This window comes from Micromonospora sp. DT227, from assembly GCF_049841835.1.
Lineage (GTDB): Bacteria > Actinomycetota > Actinomycetes > Mycobacteriales > Micromonosporaceae > Micromonospora.
Window position 1 is genome coordinate 1,087,534 of record NZ_JBNCLA010000001.1, and the last position, 17,154, is coordinate 1,104,687.

Here is a 17,154-nt window from a genome sequence, read left to right on the forward strand (position 1 = left end):
CCTACGATTCGTCGCCGCGGTAGACGTAGACGCCTCGCGGCCCGCCGGGCTGGTGGATCTTCCTGTCCTCCACGGCCTTCTTCAGGGCGGGGTAGATGGAGGTGCGTTCCTCCCAGGCAGTGCCTTCTCGGGTCATCCGAGCGAGGATCCCGCCGGGCTTGATGCCCGCCTCTCCGGCCTCCTTGATGATCTGGAGCATCCGGTCGTAGCGGCTGGCCTTCCCAGGCACCTCGGGTTCCGTCGGCTTGTACTCGACCTCGTCGGCGGTCACCTGGTCGAAGTGAGCGACGATCGCTTCCCACTCCTCGGCGTACGGATCCCGCCCGGCTGGCTTGGAGTCCGGCCGAGCTTCGCGTCGCCCGTCGCTGTCGCGGTGCCGGGTGCGCTGGAAGAACCGCCCCCCGCGCTCCCGTGCGCGCCGGTCCGGCTCTGACGCAGTCGGGGTACCGGCGGCCGGTGCTGCCGGCTTGGGCGTGACCGGCACACCGGCCGACACCAGTTGGTCGTCGATGTCCTCGTCCGTCCAGTCGTCATCGAGGTCGTCGCTGTAGAGGTGCGCGGCGCGGTCCTCGCTCCACCGGTCGTTGTAGCCCTGGCCGTCGCCGAGCGCTCGCACTGCGGCGTCGATCGTGGTGGCCCCGGCCGCGTCGAGAGGTGCGGGAAGGAGAGCGTGCTCGGTCGCAGCCCGGTAGATCAGGTCCAGGCAGTCTCGGTCGTCGCCCATGAAGAACGACTTGCCGGGGGCGATGCGTCCACCGTCGCCGTTCTGCACGAGCACTGCGCCACGGGTGGCGAAGTTCTTCAGCTTGGTCAGCAGCTTCGCCGCGACAGTGTTTCCCTGGAACACCGACTGCGCGTCCTGGGGGTTGGTCACGCCGAGGCCGATCCGCATCTCGCACTGCGACTTGAGGTCACCGCCCCCGATCATGGTGACGGTGGCGCGCTGCGTTGCGAGGACGAAGTCCACGGCCTCGCTGCGGCCGAGCTGGATGCAGGAGGTCAGCAGAGCGACCAGGTCGGACAGCTTCGGGCCGCGACCCTGCGGCTTGGCGTGCCGGCCGACGAGCGCCGCTACCTCGTCGCAGATCACGATGACGGCGGGACGCCGCCGCGTCGGCTTGACCTTGGTGCCGCCGTAGCCGGCGTTGCTGCGCTGCTCGATCAGGGCTTTCGCGGCGGTGAGCATCCGGTATGCCTCCACCGCGGTGGTGGCCACCCAGTCCAGGACGGGGCGCTTGACCGTGCCGTCAAGCCACGGCCGCAGCCACGGCTTGGCCGCACGGCCGCCCTTCAGGTCGATCATCCAGAGCACCACGTCGGTGCAGCGCGAGAGCTGGTAGATGATCACGTTGAGCAGGTTCGTCTTGCCCCTGCCCCGCACGCCGACGATCAGAGCGGCGATCTCGCGCAGCTTCAGCAGGATGGGCGCCCCGTCGGCGAACAGGCCCACGGGGAAGGCGTCGTTGACCGACAGCTCGGTGTGGTCCTCCGGCATCGGCAGCGTCTGGGTCAGGATGTCCTCGACGTCGAAGTACACCCACACCTCGCCGGCAAGCTCACGGCCGCGCGCGTCGACGGCCGGCTCCACGGTGATCGATCCGGCGGGCATGCCGGCGGCGATCTCCAGGTCCTCGGCCTTGTTCGCCAGGGTCCGCGTCTTGACCCTGCCGTTGACCGGCAGAGACATGTGGAGCGCGAAGCCGGCGCGGGTCGGAACCCGCTCCCGGAACCGCATCCCCTTGATGTTGATCGACGTGAAGAGGGCTTCCCACTTCGCGGCGTCCGGGTCGACCGGCTTCGCCGGGGTCACCTGCACCGGCGGGGGCGTGGGAGCAGTGCGGAAGGCCCGCCACCGGGCCTCGTGCAGAAGCTGGGCGTGGCGCATCCCGGGGTAGCCGGCCGTGAACAGAACCAGCCCGCCGGCCCAGATCAGCAGGGGGATCGGCCCGTACATCTGCACGATCGCGACAACGGTCAGCCAGATCCCCGAGACCGCGCCGGTCGCCCCCATGTAGAGGCGCGCGACGTCGGCGAACTTTTGGCCGGCGGCGCTGAGGACCCCGGCGACGGTAGCGAGCAGGCCGATGAAGATCGTCGCCAGGGCCAGTCCCCAGGTCGGATACTGGCCGATCTTCCGGGCGGTCTCGATGCCCGAGCCGAGCGCGAGCACAACGAGCGCGCCGAAGAGGGGATGCAGGAACGCCCGCCTGCGCCAAGGCCTACCGAGCCACGTCAACGGCTTGACCTTGATGGGCCGCTGCGTGGCCGGCGCCTTGCCGGTCTGGGTGGTCATCGCTGCATCCCTTCCTCGTCGCGTCGGGCAGTAGGGGGTCAGACGTTCGCCGACTCTTCGGCCGGCCGCGGGTCCTCGTGGCGTCGGATGTCGGCCTCCTGGACCTCGCGCCACGTGGCGTAGACGTCGTCGCCCTCTTCGCCGACTTCGGTGAGGCCCAACGCGACGTCGGCGACGTAGTCGGAGACCTCGGCCTCGGCGAAGGTGTCGCTGTCGAGCTTTTGGCCGAACCCGCCGACGACTTCACCGATCTGGCGGAACGCGGGACCCATCGTCTGGAGCAGGTGGTCGGTGTCGGGCACACCCTCACCCGGGCCGGGCATCTCCCAGTTGCCGAGCTGGTCACGGAAGGTGTCGACGATGGTTTCCCAGATGGGATGCAGGGCGACGTCGTCGGCCATGGCGGGTCCTTTCACAGGGCGAGGGGTAGGCACGGCCGGGGCGTCGAAGCGACGCGCCGGCGAGAGGAAGGTCGGGGCGGTCGACGGGGCGGGCCGCCCGGGTCGCTGCACGGCCGGCGGCTCACCGACGTGATCTGGTTTGGTCACCAGCGGAGGCTTCGCGCGCGCGGCGGCCTCCTGCCGCTGAGCCTCCAGGACGGCGGCCTTGGCGGCTCTCTGCTCTTCGGTCTCCGGCGCCCACATCCAGCCGGGGATACGCCGCAGGACGTCACCGATGGACCGGGCGAGTGACGACAGGGCCATCGTCAGGAGGGTGCCGACACCGACGACTCGCAGGATCCGGGCGAGCCGCGACGAGCGGATGCGCCTCCAGGCCGCCACGAGCGGCCGGCGAAGCTGCCGGCCGAACCAGCGAGCCGGGCGGACGGTCGCCGCGACCAGACCACGACCGACGCCGCGCCGGACGCGCACCCACCGATCCCGGCGACGCGCCCGGCGGGCGTCGGCGCGGTCACCGCCCTCCCTCAGCCGATTGCGGAGCTGGTTGACGCGGTGTTGCTGACGAGCGGCGCGCATCGGCTCCTGCCGGCGGCGCAGTCGGTCAAGTGCCCGACCGGCGAGCGTGGTCGGTCGGGCACCGGCGGGCCGACCGACCGTCGACCGACTCGCCGAACCGCGAGTCGACCGACCGACCGAACCGACCGACCCGGCCGCGTTAGTCGGCTTCCGGCCGGCCGACCGCAGTCGCCCTGCCTTAGGTGTCGCCGACGTGGACCGACCGGCTGTCGACCGCCCGCCGGTCGCTCGGCGGCCCGTCGCGGCGGAGGCAGCAGCCGCGCGTCGAGCGGCGGCGCGACCACGACGTCCGGCGAACATCCCACCAGTACGGCCGCCTGACCGGCCCGACGGGCTGGTGCGCGCGGGGCGGCGTAGCGGCCAGCCGTTGCGGTTCTGGCTCTTGCGGGGCCCGTTCTTGAGTCGCCGCTTGTAGTCGGCGAGCGCGACGGGTCCGAGGATCGCGCCCGCCCCTGCCGTGCCGCCGGCGAGGGCCAGGCCCACGCCTCCCCAGATGTTGAAGACGCCGAGGCCGGCGATCACCGCGGTCAGTAGACCCGCGCCGGCGACGAGAGCGGAGATGCCCTCGCGCGGCTGGTCGATGTCCAGCTCCGGGTCCGAGCCGGTGGGGATCCACATGGACAGGTCCGGGGCTTCCGGCATGTCATCGGGCTCGGGTGTCCAGGAGGCCGGATCGGGGAGGCTGGGCGTTTCGGCGGTGCCTCCAGGGATGGTCTCTACGGGCTCGGTGTCGGTGTCCATCGCGTCCCTCCTTCCTCCTGCTGGGGTGTCGGATGTAGGGCCGACATGTCGATTTCGCGGGTGGCTGTCGCCGTGTTTTTGCAGGTCATGGATGGCTGTTTGGGTGTGTTGTCGGGTGCCGACATACGACATCCGACATGCGCCTTCGGCACGCGGTTCGGGGACCGGGCGAGCCGGAGGCGGACGGCAGCGGGCCGTAGCGAGGGCTCGCCGGTGACCGCCACCGGCAGATGTTCATCAGGGGTCACACCCCGGCCTGGACGGGCTCGGCGCTGAGTCCGGCGTGGATGTCGGCGCGGTCGTCGTAGGCGGCGATGGCGTTCTTGGCCCGGTCGTAGGACCACTTCGTCTGCCCTCGCACATCAGCCAGAGGCGGCACCTTCCTGCCGTACTTGGCCCGCAGGATCGCGGCGTTCTTGACGGCCGCGTCGGTGTGCTGGCCCTTGGTCGCGTCGTCGGGCTTCGGTCCGTCGGTCGGCGTCGGTCCGTCGGTCGACTGCGAGTCGGAGCGACGGGAGTCGGTCGGTTCAGGTCCGTCGGTCCGTCGGTCGGTCGAGTCGGAGTCGTCCTGCCGGCCGGTCGGCTCTCGGTCGGCGCGTCGGTCGGTCGCCTCGTGGTCGGTCGACTCCTGACCTCGGAGGTCGGTCGAGCTGTCGCCGGTCGGTCCGTTGCCGGTCGACTGGGAGTCGGGCGGCGGCGCGAGGCGCGGTTGACCGCTCACTGGATCGACTTCGCGGGGCAGGTGCTCGGCGGTGATGTCGAGCTTCCGCATCGCTCGGACGATCCGCAGCGACCCGTCGGGGCACAGGTAGTGGTACCAGTCGATCGAGAGATCGACCGTGTCGATTCCCAGGAGGATCGCCGTCCGGCAGGCGCCGAAGGTGTCCTTGAACGAGCCAAGACCCGGCATCCAACGACGCCAGCCGTACGACGGCAGCGTCCGGCTGCGGCGGTTGTCGTCGCGCTGGACCCACTTGCGCACCCGACGCAGGACCAACTCCATCAGGGCCGGCCCCAGGATCGACATCAGCGGGAAGAACCACCAGGCGTCGTCCGGAGCCCCCACGCGGGTGCCGTGTCGGTAGTTGGCGAACGCGCTGGTGCTGGCGAACACCCACACGAACAGACCGAATCCGCCCGCCGGCTCGCCTCGGACGGCGCAGTAGACCATGAGCAGGACGCACACCGCCGCTGCGGCGTCCAGGGCGATGAACACCAGCGTCGCCCAGAACTTGTCCAGTCCCAGGCCGGTCTGCGCCGAGGCCCAGTCAACGAGGTCCTGCGCGGACAGCGCGACAGGTGCAGCCACGACGACGGCCATCAGCACCGCCACCACCACCAGGCCGATGCGTGCTCCCTTACCGAGCTGCGTTGGCGAATCCTGGCGGCGCGCGATCTCGCGCGTCGGCCGGGCGGGGTGGTGCCGGCGGCGGGGAGTCGGCTTGCCGTCGGTGTGTTGGTCGACGACCACAGTCGCCCGGTCGGCCCGGTTGGTCGACTCGGGGGCCGGCGAATCGACGGGGCCGACCGGGTCGGTCGACGGTCGGTCGGGCTGGTCGGCGGAGGTAGGCGCGAGGCGACCGACGGCGTCGATGAGTCGTCCCAGCCTGCGGCGCGGCCGACCGGCTGGTCGGGTGGCGGCGGGCGTGCCGACGGGAGCGTCCGACGGGCGGACCGTCGTCGGTCGCGGGAAGTCGCCCACGACGCCGCTCGGCGCCGAGGCGCGCAGCGGCAGTCGGTCGGCAGTCGGTCGATCGTTCATGCCGATCACTGTGCCACATCCGCAACATCCGCGACAACCGCAACGAGTCGACTGTGAGACGTCGACGACCGACGGACTGCCGACCGACTCGGCCTACCGACCGACTGGGATACCGACCGACCGACGGGCCGCGCATGTGACGTCTTCCCGACCGACTGCGGCCGGTGATCGCGACCGGCCCAACCGACCGCTACGATCGGCCAAACGCGAGGCGATCAAGGGGCGACGATGAGCGAAGACGGGGACCTGCGCCGTCGCCTGAGGCTCGGCCCCGAGAACGACGCGGCATGGCTCACCGTCGCGGAAGTCGCCAAGCTGTTCAGCACCCCACATCGCCCCGTCAGCCGACACGCGGTCGACCGCTGGCTGAAGGCCCCCGTCTCGATAGAGGGCGTGCGCTACGTCGTCCGCTACAAGTCGCCCCCATCCGGCAGGATCTGCCACCCGGACGACATCGCCGCGCTACTGGAGGCATCCGAGCGCGTCCGCTCGGCCGACGACGCGGGCGCCCCGCGCGAGTAGTCCGCGTCTACGCGGCGATCAGCTCGCGCAGGCGTTTCGACGTCGGCAGGCTGGTGCGGGCCCGTTGCGGGTCGAGGTGGATCACCGGCAGGCGAAGCCGGCCGGCGTTTCTCACCGCCGAGTACGTGCCGCCGTCCTTCTTGCGGGGAAGCCACACCGCGGTGACGGCCGTGGCGTCCAGGAGCATCCCGTCGTTGCGGGCGTGCAGCAGACGGACGTCGTAGCGCTGCCCGAACTCACGAACCCGGCTGGCCAGCCCTCGAAGGCGACGCCACTCCTCCTGGTCGGCGGGCTGCCACTTCGCCGGCTGCTGCGGGAACGGTACGTACGCCCACAGCTCCATGCCGGCGGCGAGCACCGCCTGGGCCCACCACGTGTCGACACCGAGCGCCATGCCGGAGATGCCGACCCGGGTGCCGTGCTCCTCGCGGAGCTTCTCCGCGACGCGCATGAGTTCGCCCCTGACCCACGCGCGCGAGTCAGGGGCGAGGTGTTGCGGCCGGTGGCCGGTAGCGCACACCACCGGCCACCGCGGCGTCTGGCTCAATCCGTCATCCAAGGAAGCAGTGGCAGCGGCTCGGGGGAGCCCGGCTCCCGACGGTGGACGCCGAGGCCCGCCAGCGCGAGCCGGAACTCCGTGCGGCTGATGGTCGCGGTGTCACCCATGCCGCGGACCTTCTCCCACCGGACCTTCAACCCGGGCAGTCGTGGGCCGCGCTCTGGCCGCTTCACCGACGAGGTCAGCGACCAGATGTAGCCATAGCGGTGCGCCCTGGTGTCGAAGCGGGTGGCAAGGCGCTCCTTGTGCACGTGCACCTGGTTGACCTGGAACTCGCCGAGCCAGCGCAGCATCTCCCCCGGCGCGTTGTGCATGGTCAGGTGGATCTCCGGGAGCGCGTCGACCCAGTCGTTGGTCTCGAAGTCGAACCGCTTTTCGTTGGGGCGGGCCGGCGATATGGCCACGTTGAAGGCGTAGAGCCCGCGCTCGGTGAAGTGGTCGAGCAGTTCGTGCATTGCAGACATGAGCTGCGGCACCTGGTGTGGTTCGACCCCGTCGACGAGCGCGGGGGCCGGAAGGGGTTGTGCGGAGGGGGTCATGGTGCTCCTTCGTCTTGCGAGGTAGGCCGGCCGTCGCCGCGCGGACGGGCTATCTGAGGGGCGCGGCGACGGCGGCTTGGGGATCAGCGGCGGGCGATGCTAAGACCGTGGACCACCCAGACCGCGCCCGCGAGGGTCGCGCGGTCGCTGTAGCGGCGGTCGTCGGTCTCGGCCACCTGCTCGATGGTCAGCTCGGACGAGCCCCGGGCCACGGACGTGATGCGCCAGATGGCGGAGTCGTTGTGGAAGATCCGCAGGATCGTGCCGTCGGAGAAAGCGAGTAGGTCGCCCTTGCTCTCGTTGTGGTAGCCGAACTCCTCGCGGATGTCGCCGTCGATTTCGATGAGGTCGTCGCTGGAGCCATAGACGGTGATCATGATTGTCCTTGGGGTGAGGATGAGGCCAAACGGATGGGTTGGGCGTGGGGGTTGCCGCGTTGCCAGACGGACACGCATGCCGGGCAGGACAGGACCCACCGATACGGGCGGATCATGCCGGTGCTCGTCAACGGCACCACGGCGGTCGCCGGCGCTTCCTCGTCATCGCAGTCGTCGAACTCGCACATCGGGAGGCTGCCCACTTCGGGGACGCCGGCCTTCGGCGTCCCCGCGTCCTCGCGGCGCCACCGCAGAGCATCGGCGAAGACCCCGGCCCAGTCCGGCCGGGTCGTCCGCTCCGGGACAACGGGAGCCTCAGTCCACGGGTGGAGCGCGCTGAGCCCGAAGCCTCGCTCGTCGTACAGCAACGCCTGCTCGATGCAGTCCCCGCATGGTGCCCCGTCGCGGTGCCCGTGGAGTTGGAGGTGGCGGGCGCTGGCCTCGATGTAGATCCGCTTCCAGTCGATGCGGCGGACCACTTCCTCGTAGAGCTGGTCAGCGGCATCTTGGACTCGGTCCCAGACCGGGCGGGGGATCGTGACGGGCTCGCCGATCAGCCCGTTCCAGACGTGCACGCCTACGACGCGCTGCACGAGTCCCCGCACGATGTTCCTGCGCACGGGCATGGTCAACCGACCGTTCGCACGCCGGCCGGCGCGGGTTGCGCAACCGCCGGCTGCTGGCTGGCGTGCACGGCGGGCAGCAGCAGGGTTTCAGCGGCGATGGCTTTGTTGGTCTGGTGGGTGGTGTCGAGGTGGTGCAGCGTGTCGCGGGCCCGGTCGACGTCGAGCGCGGGGATGCGCTCGGCTTCGGGGACCTCGCGCTCGTAGAGCGCCTGAGCGTCTGCGCTCAGACGCTGCGGTGGGCTGGCCTGGGCCGACGCGCGCGCCTCGGCGGCTGCCAGCCACAACAGCACGAGCCCGCGCGCCGTGTGGAAGGCACGCGCGTACTGGTGGTGAGCGGCGTGCCACGCCCAAGCTGTATCCAGCGCGGACCACCGGGCGCCGGCTTTGTCGATGGCTCTCTGCGCCCGCGATCGGGCTTTCTCCTCGGCGTCGACGAGCGGAACCAGGGCGTTGTGCCACTCCTGGGCATCGAAGCGGGCCACCTCCATCCACCACGATTCGAGGAATCGCTTCCACTCGGGATCGCCGCGCGGCGCGTCCGGGGACGGAATGGTGTTGCCCGCTGCGGTCCAGCGGCAGGCGAAGGATCGGACGTCCTGGACGTCACGTGCTGTGGGTCTGCCGTCAACGGCATGCAGCGAGATCGTCCTCATGGAACCTCCTGGGGGCGGGTTCGGGATCGGACCGCGCCGGGCGGCGCGGCCAGCGTTCGGCGGTCGCGGTTGCGGCGGCGCTGGGCCAGCGCGGCGGCGAGGATTGCGGGAAGAGCGAGTGCGGCCGTCAGCAGCGCGGTGACGGGTGTCGCACAGCCCCAGCCGTCGGGGTTGTAGAGACGCTCACCGTTCGGGTCGCTGGGCATCGCCGCTTCTCGGTGGCAGGAGCGCCCGGTCGACCAGCGGTGCGGGGTGAACCAGTGGCAGGGTGAGGCAGGGCAGCAGTTCCTGCATGCAGGCGACGCACGCGCACCAGGGCTGGTGCAGGGCGGAGTCGTCGTCGGTAACCGCGAGGGCGGGGAAGCTGCCCTCGGTGGCGGCCAGGGCAGGGAAGCCGCCGGTCATCGATGGGCCCGCTCAAGCTCGGCGCGTCCGATCGCGGTCAGGACATACGGGTAGTGGCCGAAAGGGCTCGGGGCGTCGAAGTCGACGTCGACCCAGCCGGCTCGGCGTAGCTCGGTTGCTTCGGCCAGCACCGTCACGGGGGCTGAGGTGGCGAGGTTGAGAACGCCGCCTTGGCCGGGCGCGTAGACCACGAACCCGTCATCGACGTCTTGCAGCAGCGCCAACCGGGCTCGGTTCGGGTGAAGGGCCGGCACCGGTATCGGGGCGTCGCTCATCGTTTCTCCCGGAGGGTGATCGAGGGCGGATCACACCTGACGTCACTCCCGTCAGTGCGCGAAAATGTGCGAGAACTTCTGCGAAGCTATCGCTCACTGTCTTGCATTGCAAGCGTGGCTTGGGTGAGACTGACGGCGACATGAGCGACATCAGGACGGAGCAGAGGCTCCTGCGGGACGCCGCCAAGCGGTACGCCGCCGACGGCGAGCGCATCAAGCGGGACCGTGCCGCCGCCGAGGCGGACCGGCGCCGCGAACGCAACGCCGCAGCGCAGCGCGCCCGGGCCAGCGGCCTGACGCCGGCTGAGATCCGGGACATCACCGGCTGGAGCAGCGAAACCGTCCGGCAAGCGCTTAACCCTGACGCCTACGACCAGGCCGTCCGGTCCCGAACCCAACGACGAAAGGCCAACAGAGTGCCACAGCCACGAGGAGACGAGCGATGAACCGCCGCCCCACGCTCACCGTCACCCGCGGCCTGCCCGCCTCCGGCAAGACCACCTTCGCCCGCCGCCGAATGGCGGAACAGATCGAGCGGGGGCAAGGCTTCGTGGCCCGCTGCAACCGTGATGAGATCCGCGACCAGCTCCACGGCAGCCGCACCTACGCCGACATCGCCGAGGCGCAGGTGACCCTGGCCCAGCACGCGCAGGTCGAGGCTCTGCTCGGCGCCGGCTCAGACGTGATCGTCGACGACATGAACCTCAACGCCGCCTACGTCAAGACGTGGATGGAGATCGCACTGCGTACAGGTGCGGACTTCGAGCTGCGCGACGAGTTCCTGACCGTGCCGCTACAGACGTGCATCGACCGCGACGCCCTGCGGCAGGGCCGCGAACACGTCGGCGAGGACTTCATCCGGAAGATGCACCGCAACTACCTGGTCCAGCACAAGGGCCGCCTGCCCGTACCGACCCTTACGGCACAGCCGGCCTGGCGTCGCTACGTGCCGGTCCCGGGAACCCCACCGGTCGTACTCGTCGACATCGACGGGACCGTAGCCCTGCGCGGCGACCGCTCGCCCTACGACATGACCAAGGTGAGCATCGACCTGCCCAACGAGCCGGTCATCCTGACCATTCGCGCGCTGCACGCCATCGGCCTCGGGATCATCTTCCTCTCCGGCCGTGACTACACCGCCCACGCCGCCACCATCGACTGGCTCGCCGAGCATGTGCAGGTTCCGTACCTGGGCCTGTTCATGCGCGAGATCGGCGACGACCGGGACGACGCCGTCGTCAAAGCGGAGATCTTCGATCGCGAGGTGCGGGAGAAGCACCGGGTCACCGTCGTGTTCGACGACCGGCAGCGCGTGGTGCGGATGTGGCGCGCCCACGGCCTGCCCGTCTTCCAGGTCGCCGAGGGGAATTTCTAGCCATGGCGCCCACACCCACCGGCGACGGGTACGCCCGCGACGTCCCACCCGAGCTGTTTGCCTCCGCCGACCGCGCTGTGCTGGCCCTGCACCGCGCCTTCGACGGCATCCCAACCGCGCTGGTCGTCACCGCGTACCGGCGCGGTCGCACCGACGAAGCCGCCGCCCATCTCCAGCGCAACGCGGTCACCGACAAGGATCTGGCCGACGAGATCCGCACCTGGCTGGCCGGCATCATCCCGCCGTGGCCCGAGGACCAGGCACTAACCGTCGCAGGGCACTTCTTCCGCGGCCCGGCCTACGGCGGCACAGCCGTCGACTTCGACTGCCACCCCGACCCGCACTCACACACGATGCCCGTCGGCGCGCTGATCCGCGCCCTGTCCGCCGCCCTCGACTACGGAGGCCCGGACACCGCCCGAGCCGTCGCCGCGGCGCTTACCGCCAACGGCGTCGACCTGCCCGAGCCGGCCGCCGGCGGCGCGGAGACGGGAAAACCGTCGTGAGCTACCTGGTGGTCAGGGAAGTCCGGGTGGGCTACGTCGGCGACACCTCCACCGGCGACCACGGGCAGGGCTGACCCGATGACCACCGACTTCGCGCACAACATCGACGGCTTCCGCGCCGCTCGCGAGTGGGCCGATCAACACGACCACGCCCAGCCCGACGACCGGATGCTCAAGGCGTACGGACGTGCCCTGCTGGCCAGCCTCGGCCGGTGCGGGGCGAGCGCCCCGACCACGCCCGCGCAGACACGGCTGGTCTGCGAACTGCCCAACGGGCATGGCGGCTGGCACCGCGACGGCGTCACGGAGTGGACCACCCAGGAGGAACCGGACCGAGTCCGCATCGAATACGGAGTACGCCTCACCTTCGACGACGGCCACCAGGAGGACCACCTCCTGCACCCGCTGAGCGCCGCAGAGACCCGCGTCCAGTACCACCGCCGCCGACGTGCCGAAGACCCCCGCTGGCGTGCGGCCAGAGCCGAAGTGATCCACAGGACGGTCACCACCTCCAGATGGTCGCTGCGCGCGGCAACCCACGCACCCGACCCGGAGGGTGCTTCACGATGACCCACCATTCGCCCGTCTGGCTGCTCGACGTCGACGGCGTCATCAACGCCTCACGCCCGGGCTGGAACGCCACCCCCTGGAAGGGCTACGCCTACGAGAACGCCACCGAGCACAAACTCCGGTGGGCGCCGCAGTTGATCACCCGGATCTACGAGCTGCACCGCTCGGGCCTGGTCGAGATCCGATGGTGCTCCACCTGGTGCGCGTACGCCGACCAGCTCGAACGCCTCTTCCGTCTGCCCCCGCTCGGCCGGGCGTTTCACGACGACGTCCGCGGCGTGGCCGCGTCGCTGGCGAAGCTCGCCGCTGTCCGCCAGGTGCTCGCCTCGGGACGCCGGCTGATCTGGACAGACGACGACGAGACACCCACCGCCGGACCGCTGCACGACGAGCTGACCGCCGACGGGCGAGCACTGCTGATCCGGCCCAAGAGCGGGCGCGGACTACGCCCCGCCCACCTGGACGCCATCGAGGCGTTCGCCCGCGACCACGAAGGAGACGCACCACGTGCGTGAGCGCCGTATCTTCCGGTACACCATCCCCGTCGACGACCAATGGCACACGATCCCGCTGTCCGGTCCCGTGGTGATGGTCGGCGCCCAGCTCGCCGACGTCGTCGAGTTCTGGGCCATCCACTCACCGGGGGCGCCCCAGCTCGCCCGGAAGTTCCGCGTCTTCGGCACCGGCCAACCCCTGCCCGACGACGCCAAGACGTACGTCGGAACCGTCGAGGTGAGAGCCCCACTCGGTCGACTCGTCTGGCACCTGATGGAACACGCCCACCCCGAGCCGATCATCTCCGAGGGTGAACCGACCCGGTGACCAGCGGAACTGAGCCCGAGTCGGCCGGCACGGTGCACGTCAGCCACCGACCGGAGCCCAACGGCGCGCGTCTCACGGCTGGCTGCGTGAGCTGCATGGTGTGCTGCCGCATCGTCAGCACCGACAGCCGCGGCCCGACCCGCCGCGGCGTTCAGCAATGCGAAGGCAAGCAAGCCCTGTCGCTACGCACCGCCCCGGCCACCCCCACCGCACCTGAACAGGGTGAACAAGTGCACGTCCTTCTGTCCGGCATCGTCGGCTCCACGGCCTACGGACTCGCCGGCCCTCAGTCCGACATCGACCGGCTCGGCGTGATCGCCGCGCCCACCACCGCGCTGGTCGGCCTTCACCCGCCGCGCGAGTCCCACGTCACCACTAAGCCCGACCGAACCCTCCACGAGGCGCGCAAGTTCGCACTCCTGTGCATCGGCGGGAACCCCACGGCCTTCGAGCTGCTCTGGCTCCCGGACGACCTCTACGAGGTGCGGACCGCTCTCGGCGACGAACTCATCGACCTTCGGTCGGTGTTCCTGTCCGCGCGACGCGTACGGGACGCCTACCTCGGCTATGCCAGCCAGCAGTTCCGCCGGCTCACCGAACGCGGCGACGGGTCGTTCTCCGCCGACCTGCGCAAGCGGACCGCCAAGCACGCCCGCCACCTGGCTCGCCTCACCCACCAGGGGGTCCACCTCTACACCACCGGCCACCTGAAGATCCGCGTCGCCGACCCGCAGTGGTACCACGACTTCGGCGACGCCGTGGCCGCCGGCGACATCACCATCGCCCGCAACCTGCTCGCCGAGGCCAGGCAGCAGATGGACGAGGCCACCTCGCCGCTGCCCGCACGCGTCGACCCGGAGCCGGTCGTCGCTTGGCTGCTACGAGTGCGCCGCGCCTACTGGAACCCGGCTGCCCAGCCGTGAGCCTGGCCGAAGCATCGACGGCCACGCTCGAAGCGATCCGCCTCAACCTTCACCGCGGACTGCAACTGGTCCTCGCTCACCGCGACGCCGGAACCCTGCACCAGGTCGGTCCGAAGGGCGCCGCGCCACCGGTCGAGTCCGGGGCGCTGACCTTCCGCCTGCTCATCGCCGTCGACGAAGAGCTGGCCCACCGAATGAACACCGAGCTGGCCGACCGAATGAACTCCCCATCCCCAACGGAAGGACCAGCATGATCGCCATCGACCAGAACACCGCCCGCAAGGTGCTCGACACCCCGATGCAGGACAACGACGCCGGCGCCGCGACGATCCGCGACTACCTGGTGGAGCTGGTCGCCGCGGTGTGGCGCGACGACGAGGGCTTCAGCGGCAAGCGGCCGTTCGGCGACAGCGGCTGGGACCACGAGCTGATCGTGCCTCTCGTCCGCGCCGGCCTGGTCGACGGGACCTTCGACAGGTGCGGCTACCTCGATCAGGTTGACGCGGGTGCGGCGCGGGAGCTGATCGCCGCGGCGATCCAAGAACTGCGGGTGCCACCGGCCGCCGCGTCTGCGGAGGCATCGGAATGAGCGCCCTCTTCTTCACCTCGCCCAGTGCCGAGAGCACCCTCGCCGGGCCGGAGCGGCACTGGCTCGGCACCCTCGCCGCAGGACCGGCGATGGCCGCGTGGAACCTCGACGTCGGGGTGGACTCGATCACTCGATGCGCGAAGATCCTCGCGATGATCCCGGAGGTTCCCGAGGGGGAGTACGGGGCCAACTACCTGCATCGGAACCTCCGGGAAGCGCAGGCCGACCGCGCGCGCTTCGACGAACAGGCGAAGCACTGGCGGCCGGGCACCCCGATGACGTTCCGGTATGACACCGCATCGCTGCATCGCACGGTCGAAGGGCTGCGGATCCGGCTCGGCGCGGCATCGTCACACGAGACGACCTTCCACGTCGCCGGCGAGGACGTGAACGCCGCCAACGTGCTGCTGAACACCGCCCTCGCCGCCGGCGCCGACCCGATCCGGCTCGCGGCGAAGCTGTACGGCTGGCACCACACCCTCATTCCCGGCAAGCACCGCGCATGGATTGCGGACATCATCGACGCCGGCCTGCACGGCGCCGGCTACCGCAGCGGCATGCGCTGGGACGGCATCGCCGCCATGCTCCGCGCCAATAACACCGAGCCGGTCGTCACGTCGCACAGCACCGGCCACGCCTTCCCCAGCGCCTACCTGGCCGGCATGTATCCGCCGATGCCGGACGGTGTCGACGAGGACGACTGGACGGCGTATGACCAACTGCCGGAAGAGGTGCGCCGTGCCAGAGAAGACGCCGTCGCTGCTGCCGACGAGGCGTGGGAGGAGCTGGACGACCGGGAGCAGTTCTGGAAGGCCCTGACCGGTCTGCTGGACAGCCGGCCGTGGTGTCGGCTCACGCCCGACACTCTCGCCGGCGAGACGTTCGGGCCCGCGATCACGGCCTACGATCTGCTCGCGCAAGACCGCGACGCGCGGATCCGAGCAGCAGTTGAGCAGAGGAGAACCCGGTGAGTGGCCGCCGACGGCAGGCCGGCGTCGGCCGGGACCGCGTCGCCGAGCTGGAGCAGCTCTACGCGCAGCTGCCGCAGATCCAGTGCAAGGGCTTCTGCGTCGAGTCGTGTGGCCCGATCGCCATGTCCCCGCTGGAACGTCAGCGGATCAAGGAACGGGGAATCGAGATCACCCCGCTCGCGCCGACCTGCCCGGCACTGGCGCAGATCGGGCTGTGCTCGGTGTACGAGGTGCGGCCGATGATCTGCCGGCTGTGGGGTTTGGTCGAGCAGATGGCCTGCCCGTGGGGTTGCCGGCCGGAGGGCGGCTTCCTCGACGACGTCACTGCCAGACGGATGCTCCAGCGTGCTGATCGCATCGGGGCAAAGGACACCACCGGCCGGCAGTGAAGCGCCGGTAGTCACTCCGCGATCAAGTCCTCGTCGAACCCCTCTAGCTCCAGCGCCCGTCTCGCCACCGTCCGAGCGGTCCTTCCCAACCGCGCGCACTGCCCGTTGTAGGCGGTCCGCCAAGTGGTGTCGGCGCGCACGACTCGATAGAGCACGGTCACCGAACCGGCGACCTCGAAAGTCAGGTCCTCTGAGTAGAGAAGGTCGGCTGTCACAGGCATGATCAGGCAGCCGCGCGGGTAGCCAGTTGCCGCGCTGACCTGGTCCAGAGTCGGGTCCAGGAAAATTCCTTGCTGCGGTGCGAACAGGAAGAGATGCCCGGCGCCGTCCCAGAGCGCGGTGGAGGGCGAGCGCAGCGCCGAGCCGCCGGGAAGAAGAGGGATCACACCGTTGACCGCCTCACCGAGGAGGCATGAGCCAGCCGGCCCTTGCACGGCGACGGCGACGGGCACCGGCTCGACCCTGACGTGAAGCAGGTCAGCGACACGGTCGAGCAACGCGACCCTCTCGATGCACTGAGGCTTACCGCCATTGACTGCGGCAACGACGCGGCCAGCGCGTTGGAGGGCCGTTGCCCGCTCTTCACGGCTGAGGGCGCGGACACCCATGCTCTTGGTCCTCTTGCGGCCTGCTCTACCCATCGGGGTCCCTTCGATCGGGGCTGCACATGCCTGTTCTCACGTCCGGTGGCCGCCTGCGGGAAGCCGAGTGCCGGAGGAAGTATCAACCGGCGGCGGATCGACCGACACCTCGGTGTCGGCCACCAGCTCCGCGAGCTTCGACCTCGCGTCCTGAAACCGAATCGGGTGCGCCAGGGTGCCCTCCAGGATCGTCACCATAGGCACGGCCAGCGAGTGCACCATCTCGGCTTGTCGGTGGCGAGTTCGCGGCGACAACACCACGCCCTTGACGCAGTTCAGGTACAGGAACACCGCCTCCCGCTTGGCGCCCTTGTACGCCCGCGCGTACCGGCCCGCGTCGTCGTGGAGTGCGTTGATCGCCGTACTCATCCGCTCGTAGTGGCGTCTGCGTTCCTCGCGCAGTGCCTGCTTGACCTCGGCCGGCGCGTCGGCGGGGATGTCGATGAGAAGCATGGACGCCGACAGGGTGAGATTCATGATCGCGGTGGCGAGGTCTCGGCGCAGCCGCGCATCTTCGAGGATCCACTCCTTCCGGGCCTCCAGCGCTGGCTTCGCGAGGTACTCCACAGCGAGGGTCACGAACACGGCGGTCGCGCCGGCGGTGGCCACGGTATTCCACTCGATCGACGGCACGCCCAA

The 17,154-nt window shown here is 70.2% G+C and carries 24 protein-coding genes; 12 read left to right on the forward strand and 12 right to left on the reverse strand.

Annotation, left to right across the window (positions count from 1 at the left end; translation table 11 throughout):
* Position 1: 1 nt before the first annotated feature.
* The 3 genes from ACLQ2W_RS05365 to ACLQ2W_RS05375 all read right to left on the reverse strand — a co-directional run bounded on the left by ACLQ2W_RS05365 (position 2) and on the right by ACLQ2W_RS05375 (position 5,773).
* On the reverse strand, positions 2–2,293 hold the full coding sequence (locus ACLQ2W_RS05365; RefSeq protein WP_425785450.1) for a hypothetical protein: 2,292 nt from the start codon (positions 2,291–2,293) through the stop codon (positions 2–4).
* A gap of 38 nt (positions 2,294–2,331) precedes the next feature.
* On the reverse strand, positions 2,332–4,143 hold the full coding sequence (locus ACLQ2W_RS05370) for a hypothetical protein (RefSeq protein ID WP_425785451.1): 1,812 nt from the start codon (positions 4,141–4,143) through the stop codon (positions 2,332–2,334).
* A 112-nt stretch (positions 4,144–4,255) separates the two neighbouring features.
* The gene (locus tag ACLQ2W_RS05375) at positions 4,256–5,773 is read right to left on the reverse strand and encodes a hypothetical protein (RefSeq protein ID WP_425785452.1); all 1,518 of its coding nucleotides are present in this window, start codon (positions 5,771–5,773) and stop codon (positions 4,256–4,258) included.
* A 228-nt stretch (positions 5,774–6,001) separates the two neighbouring features.
* Here ACLQ2W_RS05375 and ACLQ2W_RS05380 point away from each other — a divergent pair, with 228 nt between their 5' ends.
* Entirely contained in the window at positions 6,002–6,295 is a 294-nt protein-coding gene (locus ACLQ2W_RS05380) for a hypothetical protein (RefSeq protein WP_425785453.1), read from the forward strand.
* A 7-nt stretch (positions 6,296–6,302) separates the two neighbouring features.
* Here the strand turns inward: ACLQ2W_RS05380 and ACLQ2W_RS05385 are convergent, their stop codons facing one another.
* The 7 genes from ACLQ2W_RS05385 to ACLQ2W_RS05415 form a co-directional block, all read right to left on the reverse strand.
* Entirely contained in the window at positions 6,303–6,746 is a 444-nt protein-coding gene (locus ACLQ2W_RS05385; RefSeq protein WP_425785454.1) for a hypothetical protein, read from the reverse strand.
* A gap of 92 nt (positions 6,747–6,838) precedes the next feature.
* Complete coding sequence (locus ACLQ2W_RS05390; RefSeq protein WP_425785455.1) at positions 6,839–7,318, reverse strand: hypothetical protein; 480 nt, start codon at positions 7,316–7,318, stop codon at positions 6,839–6,841.
* 158 nt (positions 7,319–7,476) lie between these two features.
* Entirely contained in the window at positions 7,477–7,770 is a 294-nt protein-coding gene (locus ACLQ2W_RS05395; protein WP_425785456.1) for a hypothetical protein, read from the reverse strand.
* Positions 7,767–8,396, reverse strand: coding sequence for a hypothetical protein (locus tag ACLQ2W_RS05400; protein ID WP_425785457.1), 630 nt, complete (start codon positions 8,394–8,396; stop codon positions 7,767–7,769). The genes ACLQ2W_RS05395 and ACLQ2W_RS05400 overlap by 4 nt, the downstream gene beginning before the upstream one ends.
* Positions 8,397–8,398: 2 nt before the next feature.
* Positions 8,399–9,049: a hypothetical protein gene (locus ACLQ2W_RS05405; protein ID WP_425785458.1), complete on the reverse strand. Its 651-nt coding sequence runs from the start codon at positions 9,047–9,049 to the stop codon at positions 8,399–8,401.
* On the reverse strand, positions 9,046–9,255 hold the full coding sequence (locus ACLQ2W_RS05410) for a hypothetical protein (protein ID WP_425785459.1): 210 nt from the start codon (positions 9,253–9,255) through the stop codon (positions 9,046–9,048). Before ACLQ2W_RS05410 ends, ACLQ2W_RS05405 begins: the two co-directional genes overlap by 4 nt.
* 195 nt (positions 9,256–9,450) lie before the next feature.
* A complete protein-coding gene (locus tag ACLQ2W_RS05415) occupies positions 9,451–9,729 on the reverse strand; it encodes a hypothetical protein (protein ID WP_425785460.1) in 279 nt (92 codons plus the stop codon).
* Positions 9,730–9,869: 140 nt separating this feature from the next.
* Between ACLQ2W_RS05415 and ACLQ2W_RS05420 the strand changes: the two genes are divergently transcribed.
* From ACLQ2W_RS05420 to ACLQ2W_RS05470, 11 genes are all read left to right on the forward strand, one after another.
* Positions 9,870–10,175: a hypothetical protein gene (locus tag ACLQ2W_RS05420; RefSeq protein ID WP_425785461.1), complete on the forward strand. Its 306-nt coding sequence runs from the start codon at positions 9,870–9,872 to the stop codon at positions 10,173–10,175.
* Positions 10,172–11,104 carry an AAA family ATPase gene (locus ACLQ2W_RS05425; RefSeq protein ID WP_425785462.1) on the forward strand — a complete coding sequence of 311 codons (933 nt, stop codon included), beginning with the start codon at positions 10,172–10,174 and terminating at the stop codon, positions 11,102–11,104. Before ACLQ2W_RS05420 ends, ACLQ2W_RS05425 begins: the two co-directional genes overlap by 4 nt.
* Before the next feature lie 2 nt (positions 11,105–11,106).
* Positions 11,107–11,610 (forward strand): hypothetical protein, encoded by a 504-nt coding sequence (locus ACLQ2W_RS05430; protein ID WP_425785463.1) that lies wholly within the window; start codon positions 11,107–11,109, stop codon positions 11,608–11,610.
* A 78-nt stretch (positions 11,611–11,688) separates the two neighbouring features.
* A complete protein-coding gene (locus ACLQ2W_RS05435; protein WP_425785464.1) occupies positions 11,689–12,180 on the forward strand; it encodes a hypothetical protein in 492 nt (163 codons plus the stop codon).
* Positions 12,177–12,695: a hypothetical protein gene (locus tag ACLQ2W_RS05440; RefSeq protein ID WP_425785465.1), complete on the forward strand. Its 519-nt coding sequence runs from the start codon at positions 12,177–12,179 to the stop codon at positions 12,693–12,695. The genes ACLQ2W_RS05435 and ACLQ2W_RS05440 overlap by 4 nt, the downstream gene beginning before the upstream one ends.
* Positions 12,688–13,002 (forward strand): DUF7352 domain-containing protein, encoded by a 315-nt coding sequence (locus ACLQ2W_RS05445; protein ID WP_425785466.1) that lies wholly within the window; start codon positions 12,688–12,690, stop codon positions 13,000–13,002. The genes ACLQ2W_RS05440 and ACLQ2W_RS05445 overlap by 8 nt, the downstream gene beginning before the upstream one ends.
* A 176-nt stretch (positions 13,003–13,178) precedes the next feature.
* Positions 13,179–13,925: a nucleotidyltransferase domain-containing protein gene (locus ACLQ2W_RS05450; protein ID WP_425786020.1), complete on the forward strand. Its 747-nt coding sequence runs from the start codon at positions 13,179–13,181 to the stop codon at positions 13,923–13,925.
* A complete protein-coding gene (locus ACLQ2W_RS05455; protein WP_425785467.1) occupies positions 13,922–14,179 on the forward strand; it encodes a hypothetical protein in 258 nt (85 codons plus the stop codon). The genes ACLQ2W_RS05450 and ACLQ2W_RS05455 overlap by 4 nt, the downstream gene beginning before the upstream one ends.
* Positions 14,176–14,514 (forward strand): hypothetical protein, encoded by a 339-nt coding sequence (locus ACLQ2W_RS05460; RefSeq protein ID WP_425785468.1) that lies wholly within the window; start codon positions 14,176–14,178, stop codon positions 14,512–14,514. Before ACLQ2W_RS05455 ends, ACLQ2W_RS05460 begins: the two co-directional genes overlap by 4 nt.
* A complete protein-coding gene (locus ACLQ2W_RS05465) occupies positions 14,511–15,485 on the forward strand; it encodes a hypothetical protein (protein WP_425785469.1) in 975 nt (324 codons plus the stop codon). Before ACLQ2W_RS05460 ends, ACLQ2W_RS05465 begins: the two co-directional genes overlap by 4 nt.
* The gene (locus ACLQ2W_RS05470) at positions 15,482–15,874 is read left to right on the forward strand and encodes a hypothetical protein (RefSeq protein ID WP_425785470.1); all 393 of its coding nucleotides are present in this window, start codon (positions 15,482–15,484) and stop codon (positions 15,872–15,874) included. The genes ACLQ2W_RS05465 and ACLQ2W_RS05470 overlap by 4 nt, the downstream gene beginning before the upstream one ends.
* 11 nt (positions 15,875–15,885) lie before the next feature.
* Here ACLQ2W_RS05470 and ACLQ2W_RS05475 read toward each other — a convergent pair whose 3' ends face one another.
* Both ACLQ2W_RS05475 and ACLQ2W_RS05480 read right to left on the reverse strand, forming a co-directional pair.
* Complete coding sequence (locus tag ACLQ2W_RS05475) at positions 15,886–16,482, reverse strand: hypothetical protein (protein WP_425785471.1); 597 nt, start codon at positions 16,480–16,482, stop codon at positions 15,886–15,888.
* 69 nt (positions 16,483–16,551) lie between these two features.
* Complete coding sequence (locus tag ACLQ2W_RS05480; RefSeq protein WP_425785472.1) at positions 16,552–17,148, reverse strand: hypothetical protein; 597 nt, start codon at positions 17,146–17,148, stop codon at positions 16,552–16,554.
* Between the last annotated feature and the right edge of the window lie 6 nt (positions 17,149–17,154).

What these genes read in the sequence shown, in the direction of transcription:
- ACLQ2W_RS05365 (WP_425785450.1), bottom strand. Translation starts at nt 2,293, where the DNA reads ATGACCACCCAGACCGGCAAGGCGCCGGCCACGCAGCGGCCCATCAAG.
- ACLQ2W_RS05370 (WP_425785451.1), bottom strand. Translation starts at nt 4,143, where the DNA reads ATGTCGTATGTCGGCACCCGACAACACACCCAAACAGCCATCCATGAC.
- ACLQ2W_RS05375 (WP_425785452.1), bottom strand. Translation starts at nt 5,773, where the DNA reads ATGAACGATCGACCGACTGCCGACCGACTGCCGCTGCGCGCCTCGGCG.
- ACLQ2W_RS05380 (WP_425785453.1), top strand. Translation starts at nt 6,002, where the DNA reads ATGAGCGAAGACGGGGACCTGCGCCGTCGCCTGAGGCTCGGCCCCGAG.
- ACLQ2W_RS05385 (WP_425785454.1), bottom strand. Translation starts at nt 6,746, where the DNA reads ATGCGCGTCGCGGAGAAGCTCCGCGAGGAGCACGGCACCCGGGTCGGC.
- ACLQ2W_RS05390 (WP_425785455.1), bottom strand. Translation starts at nt 7,318, where the DNA reads ATGTCTGCAATGCACGAACTGCTCGACCACTTCACCGAGCGCGGGCTC.
- ACLQ2W_RS05395 (WP_425785456.1), bottom strand. Translation starts at nt 7,770, where the DNA reads ATGATCACCGTCTATGGCTCCAGCGACGACCTCATCGAAATCGACGGC.
- ACLQ2W_RS05400 (WP_425785457.1), bottom strand. Translation starts at nt 8,396, where the DNA reads ATGCCCGTGCGCAGGAACATCGTGCGGGGACTCGTGCAGCGCGTCGTA.
- ACLQ2W_RS05405 (WP_425785458.1), bottom strand. Translation starts at nt 9,049, where the DNA reads ATGAGGACGATCTCGCTGCATGCCGTTGACGGCAGACCCACAGCACGT.
- ACLQ2W_RS05410 (WP_425785459.1), bottom strand. Translation starts at nt 9,255, where the DNA reads ATGCCCAGCGACCCGAACGGTGAGCGTCTCTACAACCCCGACGGCTGG.
- ACLQ2W_RS05415 (WP_425785460.1), bottom strand. Translation starts at nt 9,729, where the DNA reads ATGAGCGACGCCCCGATACCGGTGCCGGCCCTTCACCCGAACCGAGCC.
- ACLQ2W_RS05420 (WP_425785461.1), top strand. Translation starts at nt 9,870, where the DNA reads ATGAGCGACATCAGGACGGAGCAGAGGCTCCTGCGGGACGCCGCCAAG.
- ACLQ2W_RS05425 (WP_425785462.1), top strand. Translation starts at nt 10,172, where the DNA reads ATGAACCGCCGCCCCACGCTCACCGTCACCCGCGGCCTGCCCGCCTCC.
- ACLQ2W_RS05430 (WP_425785463.1), top strand. Translation starts at nt 11,107, where the DNA reads ATGGCGCCCACACCCACCGGCGACGGGTACGCCCGCGACGTCCCACCC.
- ACLQ2W_RS05435 (WP_425785464.1), top strand. Translation starts at nt 11,689, where the DNA reads ATGACCACCGACTTCGCGCACAACATCGACGGCTTCCGCGCCGCTCGC.
- ACLQ2W_RS05440 (WP_425785465.1), top strand. Translation starts at nt 12,177, where the DNA reads ATGACCCACCATTCGCCCGTCTGGCTGCTCGACGTCGACGGCGTCATC.
- ACLQ2W_RS05460 (WP_425785468.1), top strand. Translation starts at nt 14,176, where the DNA reads ATGATCGCCATCGACCAGAACACCGCCCGCAAGGTGCTCGACACCCCG.
- ACLQ2W_RS05465 (WP_425785469.1), top strand. Translation starts at nt 14,511, where the DNA reads ATGAGCGCCCTCTTCTTCACCTCGCCCAGTGCCGAGAGCACCCTCGCC.
- ACLQ2W_RS05475 (WP_425785471.1), bottom strand. Translation starts at nt 16,482, where the DNA reads ATGGGTGTCCGCGCCCTCAGCCGTGAAGAGCGGGCAACGGCCCTCCAA.